This is a genomic window from Pseudomonas sp. 3B-A001-10F, assembly GCF_056313565.1.
In genome coordinates, this window is record NZ_JBQYFW010000023.1 from 1 (window position 1) to 15,838 (window position 15,838).

Here is a 15,838-nt window from a genome sequence, read left to right on the forward strand (position 1 = left end):
GCCGTCGTTGTTGCCTGACACACCGCTTTCGCGAGCAAGCTCGCTCCCACAGGGTATTGCATTGATCTGAAGGTCTTGCTCCCGCCGTCCGGCTTGGTCGGCGCCGCCGTCCTGGCTGCCTGGGTCGTACTTGTTGTTATTACGGGTGTTGTTCACGAATGACGGATGCGCAAAGGCACACCCGACGTCCGTGGGGGCAGTAAATCGTTACGGATTCTTGTGTTGTGTCAGCGCTGGTTGCGCCGCGTCGCCCGTAGCCGGCAAGCCGCGCCGAAGGCCTGGAAAATCTTCAGGTAGTTCGGGTTGTCCAGTACTTGCCATTCCGGGTGCCATTGCACGCCGAGGGCGAAGGTCGGGCTGTGCTCGACCGAGATCGCCTCGATCAAACCGTCCGGCGCCACGGCCTCGGCACGCAGGCCGGGCGCGAGACGATCGATGCCCTGGCTGTGAATCGAATTGACCTGGAACTCACCCGGCAACCCCAGCGCTTCGAACACGCCGCCGCTCAATACCGTCACCGCGTGAGCCGGTGCGTATTGCACGGCCACGTCAGGGCTGTCGGCTTCACGGTGATCGAGCATGCCCGGCAGCTCATGCACCTTCTGATGCAGGCTGCCGCCGAACGCCACGTTCATTTCCTGGAAGCCCCGGCAAATGCCGAGCACTGGAACGCCCGCCGCGATGGCTGCACGCAATAAAGGGAGGGTGGTGGCATCTCGCGCCGGATCGTGATCCGTGCCGGGGGCGCTGGCCGGGCCTTGATAGTGGAAAGGTTCCACGTTCGAGGGCGAGCCGGTCAGCAGCAGACCGTCGAGTTGACCGAGCAGGTCTTCGATTTCAGTCAGGTTGCCAAGGGAAGGAATGACCACTGGCAACCCGTTAGCGCCAACGCTGACAGCACGTACGTACTTGTCGCCGCTGATGTGATAGGGGTGCAGGCCAATCTGTTTGACGCACGCAGTAACGCCGATCAATGGCTTGAATGCCATTTTTATTCACCTCGAAGTTTGACACTTGAACGAGCTTTTCCGGAGCTTAGCCTCGTTGATTTTAATTAACAACTGCCATGTAAAAAATTCTAAACGCCGTTCATCATATCTTCATGATTCTCGGGGCTCTGGCGCCTGTATTGGCACGCAGGTGTTAAAAAAAGCCCGAAAAATAAACCCTGAGCGGCCATCTGTTCGCTATTGACTTCACTTTGCCGTTCGGGTTGACTGGCTCGGCGAAACAGCAGTGAACATAATAATTAACAGCTAAATAGGTGCATCATGTCGGTCCCTCTGCGTACCGTTCAACTCAACGAAGCAAACGCATTCCTTAAGAAATATCCTGAGGTTTTGTACGTCGACCTTCTGATTGCGGATATGAACGGTGTGGTGCGCGGCAAGCGCATCGAACGCACCAGTCTTCATAAGGTTTACGAGAAAGGCATCAACCTGCCGGCCTCGCTTTTCGCGCTCGACATCAATGGCTCCACGGTGGAAAGCACCGGTTTGGGTCTGGATATCGGCGACGCTGACCGCATCTGCTACCCGATCCCCGGCACCCTGAGCATCGAGCCGTGGCAGAAGCGCCCAACCGCACAACTCTTGATGACCATGCACGAGATCGAAGGCCAGCCGTTCTTCGCTGACCCGCGTGAAGTGCTGGCCAACGTCGTGCGCAAATTCGACGACCTCGGCCTGACCATTTGCGCGGCGTTCGAACTCGAGTTCTACCTGATCGATCAGGACAACGTGAACGGCCGTCCGCAATCGCCACGTTCGCCGGTGTCCGGCAAGCGTCCGGTGTCGACCCAGGTCTATCTGATCGACGATCTCGACGAATACGTCGACTGCCTGCAAGACATCCTTGAAGGTGCGAAAGAGCAGGGCATCCCGGCTGACGCGATCGTCAAGGAAAGCGCCCCGGCGCAGTTCGAAGTCAACCTGCATCACGTTTCCGACCCGATCAAGGCGTGCGACTACGCCGTCCTGCTCAAGCGTCTGGTGAAGAACATCGCCTACGACCACGAGATGGACACCACCTTCATGGCCAAGCCGTATCCGGGCCAGGCGGGCAACGGTCTGCACGTGCACATTTCGATCCTGGACAAAGAGGGCAACAACATTTTTGCCAGCGAGGATCCCGAGCAGAACGCCGCACTGCGTCACGCGATCGGCGGTGTGCTGGAGACCCTGCCTGCGCAAATGGCGTTCCTCTGCCCGAACGTCAACTCGTACCGCCGCTTCGGCGCGCAGTTCTACGTACCGAACTCGCCGAGCTGGGGCATCGACAACCGCACCGTTGCGGTCCGTGTGCCAACCGGTTCGGCCGACGCTGTGCGTATCGAGCATCGCGTCGCCGGTGCCGATGCCAACCCGTACTTGCTGATGGCGTCGGTGCTGGCCGGTGTTCACCACGGTCTGACCAATCAGATCGAGCCGGGCGCCCCGGTGGAAGGCAACAGCTACGAGCAGAACGAACAGAGCCTGCCGAACAACCTTCGCGACGCGCTGCGTGAGCTGGACGACAGCGAGGTCATGGCCCGCTACATCGACCCGATGTACATCGACGTGTTTGTTGCGTGCAAGGAAAGTGAGCTGGCCGAGTTTGAGAACTCGATTTCTGACCTTGAGTACAACTGGTATCTGCATACGGTCTGAGTGTTTGAGGGCCCCAAAGGCCAAAAGCCCCTCACCCTAACCCTCTCCCGGAGGGAGAGGGGACTGATCCGGGGATGCTCGGGCAATCCGCTGACCTGAACGATTTTTGCCGAATCCATATTCGACTCGGTCGTTCAGGTCGGTGCAGATCCCAAGACACTTCGGTCGGTCCCCTCTACCCCCGGGAGAGGGCTAGGGTGAGGGGCAGCCATCTCAACCCAGACACAGCAACCCGACACCCCCAATCCCCCCTTGTCGAGCCACAACAATGACAACGACCCGCAACGACTGGGAACAACGCTTCCAGTCCCTGACCATCGAAGCCCGCGCATTCATCAACGGTGAATACCGCCCGGCCATCAGTGGCGACACCTTCGAATGCCTGAGCCCTGTCGACGGCCGTTTCCTCGCCTCCGTGGCCAGCACCGATGAAGCCGACGCCAACCTCGCCGTTGAAGTCGCGCGCCAGTCTTTTGAGTCCGGCGTGTGGGCGAAAAAAGCCCCGGCCGAGCGCAAACGCATTCTGATTCGCTTCGCCGATCTGATCCTGCAAAACCAGGAAGAACTGGCGCTGCTGGAAACCCTCGACATGGGCAAACCGATCAGCGATTCGATGAGCATCGACATCCCGGCGACCGCCAACGCGATCCGCTGGAGCGCCGAAGCCATCGACAAGATCTACGACGAAGTTGCTGCCACCCCGCACGATCAACTCGGCCTCGTCACTCGCGAGCCGTCGGGCGTGGTTGCGGCCATCGTGCCGTGGAACTTCCCGCTGATCATGGCCAGCTGGAAATTCGCGCCGGCCCTGGCGGCGGGCAACTCGTTCATCCTCAAGCCTTCGGAAAAGTCGCCGCTGACCGCGATCCGCATTGCTCAACTTGCGCTGGATGCCGGCATTCCTAAGGGCGTGTTCAACGTTCTGCCAGGCTTCGGCCACACCGTCGGCAAGGCGCTGGCGTTGCACATGGACGTCGACGTGCTGGCCTTCACTGGCTCCACGGCGATTGCCAAGCAACTGATGATTTATGCCGGCCAAAGCAACATGAAACGCGTCTGGCTCGAAGCCGGGGGCAAGAGCCCGAACGTGGTGTTTGCCGACGCCCCGGACTTGCGCGCGGCAGCAAAAGCAGCGGCCGGCGCCATTGCCTTCAACCAGGGCGAAGTGTGCACCGCCGGTTCGCGTCTGCTGGTCGAGCGCTCGATTCGCGAGCAATTCATTCCGCTGTTGGTGGAAGCGCTGCAAGCGTGGAAACCCGGTCATTCACTGGATCCGGCGACCACCGTCGGTGCCGTGGTCGATCAGCGTCAACTCGACAACGTGCTGCGCTACATCAGCATTGGTCGCGAGCAGGGCGCCGAGCTGATCGCCGGCGGCCAACGCACCCTCGAAGAAACCGGCGGCCTCTATGTGCAACCGGCGCTGTTCGACGGCGTGACCAACGCGATGACCATCGCCCAGGAAGAAATCTTTGGCCCAGTGCTGTCGCTGATCACCTTCGACACCGCCGAAGAAGCGCTGCAGATCGCCAACGACAGCATCTTCGGCCTCGCCGCCGGCGTCTGGACCAGCAACCTCAGCAAGGCGCACACCTTCGCCCGTGGCCTGCGTGCCGGCAGCGTCTGGGTCAACCAGTACGACGGTGGCGACATGACCGCACCGTTCGGTGGTTTCAAGCAGTCGGGCAACGGTCGCGATAAATCGCTGCACGCGTTCGACAAGTACACCGAGCTGAAAGCGACCTGGATCAAGCTCTGACTCTATTACAGCGGTGGTCGCCTTTGATTGGCGGCCCTCGGAGAAACGTATGAAACAGCAACACGTAAACAGCTACTACGCCGCCACTCGCAATGAAGTTATCGACTTCCCGGTTCTGGAAGAGTCGGTCGAGTGCGATGTCTGCATTATCGGCGCCGGCTATACCGGCCTGTCTTCGGCGCTGTTCCTCACCGAAGCCGGCTACAAAGTGACGGTGCTGGAAGCTGCGAAAGTCGGCTACGGAGCTAGTGGTCGCAACGGCGGTCAACTGGTCAACTCGTATAGCCGCGACGTCGACGTGATCGAAGAGCGCTACGGCGACAAGACCGCAGAAATCCTCGGCAGCATGATCTTCGAAGGCGCCGACATCATCCGTTCGCGCATCAAGGAATACGACATCAAATGCGACTACCGCCCGGGCGGTATCTTCGCAGCGATGAACAAGAAACAACTCAACGGTCTGGCTGAGCAGAAGCGCGGCTGGGAACGTTATGGCAACCGTAATCTGAAGATGCTCGACGCGGCTGAAATTCGTCGTGAAGTCGGCTCCGATGCCTACGTCGGCGGCCTGCTCGACATGCAGGGCGGCCACGTTCACCCGCTGAATCTGGCGCTGGGTGAAGCGGCTGCGATCACGCGTTTGGGCGGCAAGATTTACGAGCAATCAGCGGCTGTAGAAATCAAATACGGCGAGCCTAACGTCGTGCGCACCGCCAAAGGTCAGGTCCGCGCCAAGTACTTGCTGATCGCCGGCAACGCTTATCTGCCGCAAGGTCTCGACAACCGCGTGACCGCGAAAAGCATGCCGTGCGGCTCGCAGATCGTCGTCACCGAGCCGTTGACCGAAAAACAGGCGCGCAGCCTGATCACCAACAACTACTGCGTCGAAGACTGCAATTACCTGCTGGATTACTACCGCCTCACCGCCGACAACCGTCTGCTGTACGGCGGCGGCGTGGTCTACGGCGCGCGTGAGCCGGACGACATCGAACAACTGATCCGCCCGAAGATCCTCAAGACCTTCCCGCAGCTCAAAGACGTGAAAATCGACTACCGCTGGACCGGCAACTTCCTGCTGACCATGTCACGCATGCCGCAATTCGGCCGCATCGAAAAGAACGCTTACTACATGCAAGGCTACAGCGGCCACGGCGTCACCTGCTCGCACCTGGCCGGCAAACTGATCTCGGAAATGATTCGTGGTGACGCCGAACGTTTCGACGCCTTCGCATCGCTGCCGCACATGCCAATGCTCGGCGGCCGCACGTTCTCCGCGCCGCTCACCGCCCTCGGCGCCGTCTACTACTCACTGCGCGACCGTTTCGGCATCTAGGTTACCTCCCCGGCGGCGGCCCCAAGACCCCGCCGGTTTTTTACCTGATACACCAAATATCAAAATGTAGGAGTGAGCCTGCTCGCGATGAGGCCAGCCCAGCCACCCTCCCTCCCACAGAAACACCACAAACCCTGTGGGAGCGAGCTTGCTCGCGAAGGCGGTTATCCAGTCAAAAATAATGGTGAATGTGCCGCCCAATCGCGAGCAGGCTCACTCCTACAGGTCCGTATTACCAAGGCCAGAGGGACTTTTATCCCTCCGTCCATCGAACCTGCTGAGCAACACCGGCAAACGTGATTTAATAGCCGCCTTTCACGGTTCCGGGACACGGGAGCAACGTGATCCGCGCCCTCGGCGCGTCACCCGCCACCCACCCCCATCGCCCTTAAGTCGTTCTCACATAAGGCAGTCATGGATACGGGTTCTCGACTCAAACTAGTACGCGAAAGCTACAAACTCTCCCAGCGTGAGCTGGCCCGGCGTAGCGGCGTGACCAATGCCACCATCTCCCTGATCGAACAGAATCGCGTCAGCCCCTCCGTCAGCTCACTGAAAAAGCTGCTCGAAGGCATACCGATGTCCCTGGCCGACTTCTTCACCTTCGACCAACCCCCGCGCGAACACCAATACGTCTTCCGCGCCAACGAACAACCCGACCTCGGCCGCCACGGCCTGCGCCTGCTGCTGATCGGCGCCTCCGTGCCCAGCCGCCAAATGCGCTTGCTGCGTGAGCAATACGCACCGGGCGCGAGTTCCGGGGAAGAGCCGATTGTGCATGCTGAGGGCGAGGAGTGTGGGCTTGTCACCCGTGGCACGGTGGAGTTGACCGTGGATGGGTCGGTGAGTGTGTTGAATGCGGGGGATGGGTATTATTTTCCGACGACGCTACCGCATAAGTTTCGGAATATCGGGGCGGATGAGGCTGAGATTATTAGTGCGAATACGCCAGCGAATTTCTAATTAATGAGGGCAGCCATAAGGCTGCCCTCATCAGGTGTCATTTAGAATAGAAGACGGCTATGCAAGATTTTTTAATCATGCCGTTTCCGAAGAATCAGTTTTTTCCAGGAAAAAACGAAAAGGTGACAGATCTATTTATAAAGTGATCTGTCACCAGTGCGGATTATTTCTTTTTAGGTTTGCCTGCATCACTTCGCTAATGCGTGGAGTAGGAATGCCCGCGCTTTCCTTACCTGTTCTTTTTAAGAGGCGGGCTCAGACCCCCGCTGCTCAATCATCCGAAACACATCACTCACATCCTGCACCAGGATCCTGGCGATGCTCTCGACGGACGAATCCCCTCACCACACGGCGCGTTTTCCTGCGCCTTTTTCAGAACTCAAATCCGCACACACCTCAATTTGAACTTTCCTAAAAAACGATGTCAATTTGATGGCGTGTCGCGACGCTCATTGAACAGGATCAACCAGTGCCAGGCTGTTTCCTGGCAACCCAAGGAAGTGTGTGATGAGACTATTACTCGCCATGTTGTTGATGTTCAGCAGTTACACGTTCGCCAGTTGCGGCAACATCGACGACCACGATCAGCGGGCCTATTGCAATGCGAGGGAGAGCGGCAGCAGTTGCGGCAATATCGATAATCACGATTTGCGCGCCTCGTGCAACGCCGAGTTGGGAGGCAGCTCCTGCGGCAACATCGATGACCATGATCAGCGCGCCTACTGCAACGCGAAGAAGAGCGGCAGCAGTTGCGGCAATATTGATAATCACGACTTGCGTGCGCGGTGCAATGCGGAGCAGGGCAACAGTTCCTGCGGCAACATCGATGACCATGATCAACGAGCCTATTGCAACGCCACGACCGGCGGCAGCAGTTGCGGGAATATCGACAACCATGACCTGCGCACCCGCTGCGAAGCCCTGAAACGTTGAACCTTGCAGATCAGTTCGAATTGATGGCATTACGATATCAATGATAGAGTCCCGGGCCATTTTTCCAAGGAAGAACACTGTGCTACGTAATCGTCTTTTTGTATGTGCTGCATTACTTACTTGCAGCTTTTCCGCACAAGCCATCTCAAAAACCGAATATCTGAAAGGCTGCAAGATCCTGGAAAACGCCGCGATGGTCGTGATGCAGGCGCGTCAGGATGGTGCTCCCATGGCGACGCTTTGGGATATATCGGAAAAAAATGAGAATAAGTTGATCACCAAGATGTATCAGAGGCTCATTCAAGATGCATATGAAGAGCCACGGCGCGAAACCGCAGAGCAGCAAACGGCCGCGACCACTGAATTCCAGAACAAATACTTCTCTGCCTGCTTGGTCAGTACGCCCAAAGAATAAGTGCCAATTGAAAGATTCTGCGCAGCCAGTGTGAAGCGATGAAGCGCTGATATCCGGTACCTGTCACCAATAGGGGAAACCGATGCCTGAACAGGCGTCGGTTTTTTTTGCCTAAACAATGACCATTCATCCGATACACCGCACCTTCACGCCAGCCGGTCTTCCAATGCTGTAACTCACCTAGCAAAGGAAAAGCACCATGCTGAACCATAAAATTGCGGTGTTTACACTCGCGGCGCTTATCTCCGGCAGTTCGCTATATGCAATTGCGGCTGGCGAAACGTCCACCCCGACGGCGAACGATGGCAGCAGCCAGACGCGGGAGCCAGCTTCGCCCGCTACGAATGCCGATCCGGACGCCAATGCGCTGCCCCCAGGCGCGGATGGCGGTAAAACCGACAATGGGCCAGTGCCCGCTGGTTCCAAGCCGAGTGGCGCGGGTCAGGGCGGAGGCAGTAGCAGCGGTGGTGGCAACGGCGGCAGCGGAGGTGGCAGCTAGTCAATGGTGTGCGTTTGAAAAACCCGGCCTTGAGCCGGGCTTTTAATGCCTGCCAGACTCTTACTTCGTTTTCCAATGCCCACCACCATTCTCACAATCAATCCGCGCCTGAGCCAAATGTTCTACGTCGTAGTAATACGTGGTCACTTGTGCGTTGTCGGGGATGTTCAGGGCTTTGGCGTTTTTGTCCTTGCTGGTGGAGTGCGGGTTGGCCAGAGATTCCTGGGTAATCGTGGCGATACATGTAGCCTGATAGTGATCGGCGCAGTGCTCGACCTTTGTTTTGGTGCTGCTGAGCATGTCTTTGCTTTCGTTGCTGCACGACCAGTCGATTGAGTTCACCGGCATGCCTTCGTATTCATAACAACTGTGGCTTTCGACCGACGGCACCGAGGCGCTGGAGGATTGGGTCTGCACGTCGCAGCCTTCGGCCATGACGCAGGTGGGGATGATGGCGAAGGTGGCGATCAGAAGCAGGAAGCGAATGTTCATCGGGGTTTCCTCTTCAAAGGCGCCGGGTCTGATCAATCATGTTGGCGCTTTATAGTTTCGAGACGGCGCGGAGGAGGGAGGTTCCATCGGGTTTTTGATTTGCTCCCATGGCGTACACTGCGAAACAATCGGAAACATTCAGCGCCCAAGGATTGGAACATTGCCCATGATCGAAATTGGCAGCCGCAATAATGCGTCCCCCTCGCAGCACCCATTCCACGACATCTACCTGTTCCACATTGACCCTGCCAAGCCAGACACGCCTTTCTGTTTCGAGCAGTCGATGTCCGGCGGGCATATGGAGCATGGCGGTGCCCGATGGTTGGCGCTGGATGAGCTGGATGCCTGGCCTGGAGAGTGGCGCGAGCATCTGAAAAAGGCCGATTGCGCATGGGTTGCCGAGTTGATCGATGCCCATCCAAAAGCCGATCAGGCCACATTGGTGTCGCTGATTCTTCAGCGGCATTCCGGGCCTGCGAAGCCCATCGGACGCCTGAGGGCAATCGGCAACTGGCTCAAACGCAACATCCACGTCGGCGGCCGCTACGGCGTTTAACCCACGGAGACTCCCATGACCCAGACCCTCGAACGCGCTATCGCCATCGCCGCCACGGCCCACGCCGGGCAGGTCGACAAGGGCGGTGCGCCGTACATTCTGCATCCGCTGAAAGTCATGTTACGGATGAGCACGCTGGAAGAACGCATCGTCGCCGTGCTGCACGATGTGGTTGAGGACTGTGGTGTCAGCCTCGATGATTTGCGCAAGGAAGGCTTCAGCGAGGAAGTTTTGAGCGCTATCGAATCGGTGACCAAAGTGCCGGGCGAATCCTATGAAGACTTCGTCGACCGCGCCGCACAGAACCCGATCGGTCGGGTGGTGAAATTGGCGGATCTGGAAGAGAACAGCGACCTGTCGCGGATTGCCTCGCCGAGTTGGGAAGATCTGGAGCGAGTCGAAAAGTATCGAAGGGCGATTGCACGGTTGCGTATGTGAACGAAATCCCTATGGGAGCGAGCCAGCTCGCGAAGGCGTCGAGTCAGTGACTTATCTGCGACTGGCGACGCTTTCGCGAGCAGGCTCGCTCCCACAGGGACTAATCATTATTGGGTGATGTTGGGTCAGTTTATTAGCCAGGAAGGCGACTATGAAATCCATTCTCTGTTTGTTGATGGCTGCCGGTTTCGGCGCGCTGTTGCAGTTCGAAGGCGTGCCGCATGGCCTGCTGTTAGGCTCGATTGTCGTTACCGCTTTGTTTGCCAGCAAAACTGGTATCGCGCCGGCAACTCCTTATGGACTGGGCTACATCCAGGTCACGCTGGGCATCGCCACCGGACTGATGTTCGAAGCGTGGGACAGCGCGACGGCCTCGACCATGTTGCCAAGCCTCGGCGTGTTGCTGATTTGCCTGACGGTGCAGATCGCGCTCGCCGGATGGTGGCTGACGCGCGGCGCAGGCTGGAATCGCACTGATGCGCTGTTGGCGGTTTATCCCGGTGCGCTGGCCGCAGTGTTCGATTTGCTCGAGTCGGAAAAGGCGTCAAGCAAGGTCATCATCGTGCACCTGATGCGGTTGCTGTTGATCACGGTGTTGGTGAGTTTCTTGATTCCCGGCCAGGCAGCAGCCGTGGCGGTTGCCGATGGCGACCCTTTGACGACAGGCATGGCGCTGACCGCGTTTTCGGTGATCGCGTTGAGCGTGCTGCTCGGGCGCTTGCTGCTGGTGATCGGCGTACCGGCGCCGTTCATGCTCACGGCGATCATCATTACGGCGGTGTTTGTGAAATCGGGATGGTTGCACGGGTTTCACATGCCGGACTGGAGTCTGAACCTGGCGGCGCTGATTCTCGGCGTGCGGATCGGCTCACGGTTTCAAGGTCTCGGCTTCGCGGAGCTGACGCGTCACGGCCGCACGGCGTTGGTCTCGGTTGGTTTGATGATCGTGGTCGCGGCGGTGTTTGCTGAAGTCGCGGCACGCTGGTTGGGCAGTGATCCGCTGTCGCTATGGCTGGCGTATATGCCGGGGGCGATTGAGACGATTGCGATTGTCGCGTTTGGTGGCGGGCTGAATGTGGTGTTTATTCTGACGCATCATTTGAGCCGGATGGTGTTGTTGCATTTCGCGCCGGCGTTGTTGGTGCAAGTGCGGCGGGCGCGCGAAGAGGCCTGACCGGAGCCACTGATGCCTGCATGTTGCGGCGTGTCAGTTAGATCCATCCCCCTCACCCCAGCCCTCTCCCCCAGGGGGGCGAGGGGGAAGGGAGCCGATCTCGATGCCTTTCAAAAGCTGAGTTCAACTCGAGATATCAGATCGGTGTGGCGCGAAAAAGCAACTCGGTCAGTCCCCTTTCTCCCAGGTGGGCGAGGGGGAAAGGGAGCCGATTGTGGGCTGTTCGAAATTTGAGTTCGGCTCGATATACCAGGTCGGCGTAACTCGAACATCCAACACGGTCGGCTCCCTCTCCCTCTGGGAGAGGGCTGGGGTGAGGGCAATGCGGCGCTAGCGGATGTGTGCTTGGAAGCCTTCGCTATCCGGCGCGATATCGCTCTTCAAGGTCATAGCAGGAATCTCATATTCCCCACCATTCTGCTGCCGAAACCCAATCGGCCGTGCACTCCACAACTCATCCAGCCGCCGCCCCAGCTCATCACAAGTCTCGGCATACCGCGCCGCATCCATCCGACTCGTCCGATACACCACAAACGGTGGCACCACTTCAAAACCGGGGTAATACAAAATCCCGTGCTGAATCGGAAACAACAAATCATCCATCGGCCCGTTAATCCCACGCGGTGCGTAGTGCGATTCCCAGCCGCCGGTGGTGACCATCAACATCGCCCGTTTGCCTTGCATTTTCCCTTCGCCATAACGCTCGCCCCAACGACTGTCGGAATGCTCACCGACGCCATAGGCAAAACCGTAGGCGTACACCCGATCGACCCAGCCTTTGAGAATGGCCGGCATGGTGAACCACCAGAGTGGAAACTGCAGGATCAGCGCATCCGCCCAGAGTAGTTTCTCCTGCTCACGGGCGATGTCGGCAGCCTGGGTGCCTTCGGCGTAGGCGACTTTCGAGTCGAGCGAGGCGTGGAACGGTTTCGTCGCGTCGCGCTGCGGGGCGTCGTCGGCGTCGAGGGTGGCTTTCCAGTTCATCGCGTAGAGGTCGGAGACCTGCACGGTGTGGCCGGCGGCTTGCAGGCGCTGGACGCTGAAGTCGCGCAGCGAGCCGTTGAGGGAGGTCGGTTCTGGATGGGCGTAAACGAGTAAGACGTTCATGTTGAAGCTCCGTTAGCTGAGTGACTGCAGGATCGGCGTTCACCCGGTATATTGGAAATGAATGTCTGATATGTCTGGTATAGCTATGAATAATTTGAGACGGCTGGATATCAATCTGCTGCTGACCCTCGATGTACTGCTGGCGGAGCACAACGTCACCCGCGCGGCGCAGCGCCTGAACCTGTCGCAGCCTTCGGTGAGTGTGCATCTGGCCAAGTTGCGCGACATCTTTGGTGATCCGCTGCTGTTGCCCGGGCCGCGCGGCATGCGCCCGACGGCGCGCGCCGATGAGTTGCGTGAGCCGTTGCGCGAAGCGTTGGAGGCGTTGGAGAGAGCGGTGGCGCCGGCCAGTGCGTTCAATCCGGCGCAGGCGACCCACACCTGGAAGATCGCCGCGACCGATTACGGCGAGTCGACGGTGGTGCTGCCGGCGCTGAGCAGCTTGCGCGAGCAGGCGCCGGGCACGCGTCTGGCGGTGATCGATCTGACGCCGGCGCATCTGATCAAACAGGCCGAGCAGGGCGTGTTCGATCTGGCGCTGCACATCAGCGAAGACGCGCCGCCGGAGTTGCATCGACGTCCGCTGTTCACCGAGCGTTATGTGCTCGCCGGTAGAGTCGGACATCCAGATTTGATGCATGCGCCGAGCCGCCAACAGTTCTGCGCGCTGGAGCACGTCATGGTGTCGCGCGAGGGCGGGGGCTTTTTCGGGGTGACTGACCGGACGTTGGCCGATGTCGGGTTGATGCGCAAAGTGGTGTTGTCGGTGCCGCACTTTCTGATGGCGATGTCGGTGTTAGCGAGCACCGATCTGGTGGCGATGCTGCCGTCACGTCTGGTGCGTGGCAACCCGGCCTTGCAAGTGGTCGACGCGCCGCTGCAAGTGCCGGGTTACGAAATGGCGATGTTCTGGGGCGAACGTTCGCACCGCGATCCGGCGCACAAATGGCTGCGCGAGCAATTGCTGGCTTCGGTCTGAGGCCTTAGGCGTGACCCAGGGCAATCGCAAACGACACGACGATCATGCACGCAAACGCAAAATTGAGATTCATGAGGTATTCATCCTGAGCCTTTTAGAGTGGGGCCATTCTGAACAGGTTGAAAGCAAAGAAAAAATTCGCCTTGTTGATTCCAATGATCGAAACGATTGATACCCCGCCGGTTTGTGTTTGCTCAGGGCTTTGGCTAAGCTCGCAAAAAACTGCAACTACAAGCATAAACAGGCATAACCATGCACGATCATTCCGCGGCTGAACTGCCATCCCTGCGCCGGCAGAAAATCCTTTTGCTCCTTGAGCGTGACGGCAAGGTCATGGCCTCCGAATTGAGCCAGCACTTTGCGGTGTCCGAAGACACCATCCGCCGCGATCTCGCCGAACTGGACAATGGCGGGCTGGTGCAGCGTGTCCACGGCGGCGCGTTGCCGCGTCCAAAAGACTCCGGCAAGGATTACTTCACGCGGCTGGACGAGACGGATGAGGTGAAAATTCGCTTGGCGCAACGGGCGGCGCTGGAAGTGGAGGACGGGCAGATTGTGCTGTTCGATTCCGGCTCGACCACGCTGCAAGTGGCGCGCTCGTTACGTGCAGATATCAGCATCACGGCGGTGACCGCTTCACCGATGACGGCGATTGCCTTGTCCGAATTCAAGGCTGTGAAAGTGATTCTTGCTGGCGGCCAGTTGAACCCGCGAACGATGGCGGCGGGTGGGCATGAGGCGCTGCGGCTGCTGGCGGGGATCAAGGCGGATCTGGCGATTACCGGGGTGTGCGCGATTCATCCGGAGGTGGGGATTACCTCGCTGCATTTCGATGAAGTGCCGGTGAAGCAGGCGATGCTGGAGGGCGCGACGCGGGTGATAGCGGTGACTTCGGCGGACAAGTTGGGAGCGGTGGAGCCGTTTGTGGTGGCGCCTTGTACGCGCCTGCATACGCTGATTACCGAACGGCATGTGGCGTCGGGGAGTGTCGAGGATTATCGGCGGTTGGGGATTGTCGTCGAGCAGTTGCCGGATTGAGGTTTTGCGGTGGTTTTGATGGCCCCTTCGCGAGCAAGCTCGCTCCCACATTCGAACGCGTTTCTGAGATAGAACTCGATCAACTGTGGGAGCGAGCTTGCTCGCGAAGGGGCCGGTATATTCAACACATGTTTCAGCGCAGGCGCTCAAGCATCTGGTAATACCACATCCCCGCCGCCAGCAACGGGTTACCGAGCAAATCCCCCATCGGCACCCGAATGTGCTGACACGCGGCAAACGTATCGAACTGCTCCATCTGCCCAGTGATCGCGCGGCTCATGATTTCGCCCATGATGTGCGTCGTCGCGATGCCGTGCCCCGAATAGCCCTGGCAATACCAGACGTTGTCCGAGAGCTTGCCCAGTTGCGGAATGCGGTTGATGACGATGCCCATCGCGCAGCTCCACTGGTAATCGATCTGCACACCTTTGAGCGCCGGGAAGGTTTGCTCGATACACGGGCGCAGTTCGGCGGCGATGTCCCGTGAATCCTTGCCGCTGTAGTTGGCGCCACCGCCGAACAACAAACGGCCGTCGGCGGTGAGGCGGTAGTAGTCGAGGACGAAGCGGCAGTCGTACACCGCGAGGTCTTCGGGGTTGATCTGTTTTGCCAGATCGCCCAGTGGCGCGGTGGTGACAATGCCGCCCATGGCCGGGAAAATCTTGCCCTTGAGCTGTCCCGGTTCGAGCTTGTGATAGACGTCGCCGGCGAGCATCACCTGCTTGGCGTCGATCTGGCCGTGGGCGGTTCTTACGCTAGGCGTAGCGCCGTGAATGATCTCCAGCACTTCGCTATTTTCGAAGATCAGCGCGCCAAGACTTTCCGCCGCTCGCGCTTCACCGATGCACAGGTTGAGCGGGTGCAGATGCATGTTGCGGGTGTTCTTGATTGCACCGTGGTAGAGGTCGCTTTGCAGCAGATCACGCACCTGGCTGCGGTCGAGCAGGCTGACTTCATCGCCTAATCCGCGACGCACGGCTTCTTCATAATCCTTGCGCAAGTCGGTCATGTGGCTGGGTTTGTACGCGGCGTGTAAGTGGCCGTGTTTGAGATCGCATTGAATGCCGTACTTGTCGACGCGTTGCTGGATGATTTCATGTCCGCGCCAGCGCAGGTGCCAGATGAAATCATCGACGTCATCGCCGAGTTTCGGACGCATCTGTTTGCGCATCGCACCATCGCCGGAAAGGCTGCCGGTGACTTGTCCGCCGTTGCGCCCGGTGGCGCCCCAGCCGATCTTGTGGCTTTCGACGATGGCGACTTTCAGGCCTTTTTCGGCGAGTTCGACGGCAGTGGCGACGCCAGTGAAGCCGCCGCCGATGATCACCACATCGACAGTGTGTCGGCCTTGCAGGGTCGGGTAGTCGGTGTCCTGGTTAAGGGTGGCGGTGTAGTAGGAATTGCAGCGTTCGGTCATGTCAGTGTCCACACAAAGTTCGGAAGTCGGAGTGCAGTCCCCTGTGGGAGCGAGCTTGCTCGCGAAAGCGATGTGTCAGTCACCCAA

Annotated in this window: 16 protein-coding genes; 12 read left to right on the top strand and 4 right to left on the bottom strand. The window is 58.8% G+C overall.

Going from position 1 to position 15,838, the window contains the following annotated elements:
• Positions 1 to 227: 227 nt before the first annotated feature.
• Positions 228 to 989, bottom strand: coding sequence for a gamma-glutamyl-gamma-aminobutyrate hydrolase family protein (locus AC0ZWN_RS19645; RefSeq protein ID WP_093440805.1), 762 nt, complete (start codon positions 987 to 989; stop codon positions 228 to 230).
• A 282-nt stretch (positions 990 to 1,271) separates the two neighbouring features.
• Between AC0ZWN_RS19645 and AC0ZWN_RS19650 the strand changes: the two genes are divergently transcribed.
• The 7 genes from AC0ZWN_RS19650 (at position 1,272) to AC0ZWN_RS19680 (ending at position 8,550) form a co-directional block, all read left to right on the top strand.
• Positions 1,272 to 2,648 carry a glutamine synthetase family protein gene (locus tag AC0ZWN_RS19650; protein ID WP_093440801.1) on the top strand — a complete coding sequence of 459 codons (1,377 nt, stop codon included), beginning with the start codon at positions 1,272 to 1,274 and terminating at the stop codon, positions 2,646 to 2,648.
• Between the two features lie 268 nt (positions 2,649 to 2,916).
• Positions 2,917 to 4,407 carry an aldehyde dehydrogenase gene (locus AC0ZWN_RS19655; RefSeq protein ID WP_476336194.1) on the top strand — a complete coding sequence of 497 codons (1,491 nt, stop codon included), beginning with the start codon at positions 2,917 to 2,919 and terminating at the stop codon, positions 4,405 to 4,407.
• A gap of 49 nt (positions 4,408 to 4,456) precedes the next feature.
• On the top strand, positions 4,457 to 5,740 hold the full coding sequence (locus AC0ZWN_RS19660; protein WP_476336195.1) for an NAD(P)/FAD-dependent oxidoreductase: 1,284 nt from the start codon (positions 4,457 to 4,459) through the stop codon (positions 5,738 to 5,740).
• A gap of 414 nt (positions 5,741 to 6,154) precedes the next feature.
• Positions 6,155 to 6,703 carry a cupin domain-containing protein gene (locus AC0ZWN_RS19665; RefSeq protein WP_007950154.1) on the top strand — a complete coding sequence of 183 codons (549 nt, stop codon included), beginning with the start codon at positions 6,155 to 6,157 and terminating at the stop codon, positions 6,701 to 6,703.
• Between the two features lie 507 nt (positions 6,704 to 7,210).
• On the top strand, positions 7,211 to 7,636 hold the full coding sequence (locus AC0ZWN_RS19670) for a hypothetical protein (protein WP_007919295.1): 426 nt from the start codon (positions 7,211 to 7,213) through the stop codon (positions 7,634 to 7,636).
• Positions 7,637 to 7,715: 79 nt separating this feature from the next.
• Positions 7,716 to 8,051 (top strand): hypothetical protein, encoded by a 336-nt coding sequence (locus tag AC0ZWN_RS19675; protein WP_093440784.1) that lies wholly within the window; start codon positions 7,716 to 7,718, stop codon positions 8,049 to 8,051.
• Between the two features lie 199 nt (positions 8,052 to 8,250).
• Positions 8,251 to 8,550: a hypothetical protein gene (locus AC0ZWN_RS19680; RefSeq protein WP_093440779.1), complete on the top strand. Its 300-nt coding sequence runs from the start codon at positions 8,251 to 8,253 to the stop codon at positions 8,548 to 8,550.
• Between the two features lie 60 nt (positions 8,551 to 8,610).
• Here AC0ZWN_RS19680 and AC0ZWN_RS19685 read toward each other — a convergent pair whose 3' ends face one another.
• A complete protein-coding gene (locus tag AC0ZWN_RS19685) occupies positions 8,611 to 9,042 on the bottom strand; it encodes a hypothetical protein (protein WP_093440774.1) in 432 nt (143 codons plus the stop codon).
• Between the two features lie 166 nt (positions 9,043 to 9,208).
• Here AC0ZWN_RS19685 and AC0ZWN_RS19690 point away from each other — a divergent pair, with 166 nt between their 5' ends.
• The 3 genes from AC0ZWN_RS19690 to AC0ZWN_RS19700 all read left to right on the top strand — a co-directional run bounded on the left by AC0ZWN_RS19690 (position 9,209) and on the right by AC0ZWN_RS19700 (position 11,210).
• Positions 9,209 to 9,598 (top strand): hypothetical protein, encoded by a 390-nt coding sequence (locus tag AC0ZWN_RS19690; RefSeq protein ID WP_476336197.1) that lies wholly within the window; start codon positions 9,209 to 9,211, stop codon positions 9,596 to 9,598.
• A gap of 15 nt (positions 9,599 to 9,613) precedes the next feature.
• The gene (locus AC0ZWN_RS19695) at positions 9,614 to 10,036 is read left to right on the top strand and encodes an HD domain-containing protein (protein ID WP_476336198.1); all 423 of its coding nucleotides are present in this window, start codon (positions 9,614 to 9,616) and stop codon (positions 10,034 to 10,036) included.
• Positions 10,037 to 10,187: 151 nt separating this feature from the next.
• Positions 10,188 to 11,210 (top strand): AbrB family transcriptional regulator, encoded by a 1,023-nt coding sequence (locus tag AC0ZWN_RS19700; RefSeq protein WP_320336573.1) that lies wholly within the window; start codon positions 10,188 to 10,190, stop codon positions 11,208 to 11,210.
• Between the two features lie 330 nt (positions 11,211 to 11,540).
• On the opposite strand, the gene AC0ZWN_RS19705 is transcribed toward AC0ZWN_RS19700, so the two are convergent.
• Positions 11,541 to 12,317, bottom strand: a complete 777-nt coding sequence (locus AC0ZWN_RS19705) for an NAD(P)H-dependent oxidoreductase (protein WP_476336200.1) — start codon at positions 12,315 to 12,317, stop codon at positions 11,541 to 11,543.
• A gap of 85 nt (positions 12,318 to 12,402) precedes the next feature.
• Here AC0ZWN_RS19705 and AC0ZWN_RS19710 point away from each other — a divergent pair, with 85 nt between their 5' ends.
• On the top strand, positions 12,403 to 13,296 hold the full coding sequence (locus AC0ZWN_RS19710; protein WP_460129162.1) for a LysR family transcriptional regulator: 894 nt from the start codon (positions 12,403 to 12,405) through the stop codon (positions 13,294 to 13,296).
• Positions 13,297 to 13,548: 252 nt separating this feature from the next.
• Positions 13,549 to 14,334: a DeoR/GlpR family DNA-binding transcription regulator gene (locus tag AC0ZWN_RS19715; protein ID WP_116254933.1), complete on the top strand. Its 786-nt coding sequence runs from the start codon at positions 13,549 to 13,551 to the stop codon at positions 14,332 to 14,334.
• A 133-nt stretch (positions 14,335 to 14,467) separates the two neighbouring features.
• Here AC0ZWN_RS19715 and AC0ZWN_RS19720 read toward each other — a convergent pair whose 3' ends face one another.
• Positions 14,468 to 15,751, bottom strand: coding sequence for an NAD(P)/FAD-dependent oxidoreductase (locus tag AC0ZWN_RS19720; RefSeq protein WP_093440744.1), 1,284 nt, complete (start codon positions 15,749 to 15,751; stop codon positions 14,468 to 14,470).
• Between the last annotated feature and the right edge of the window lie 87 nt (positions 15,752 to 15,838).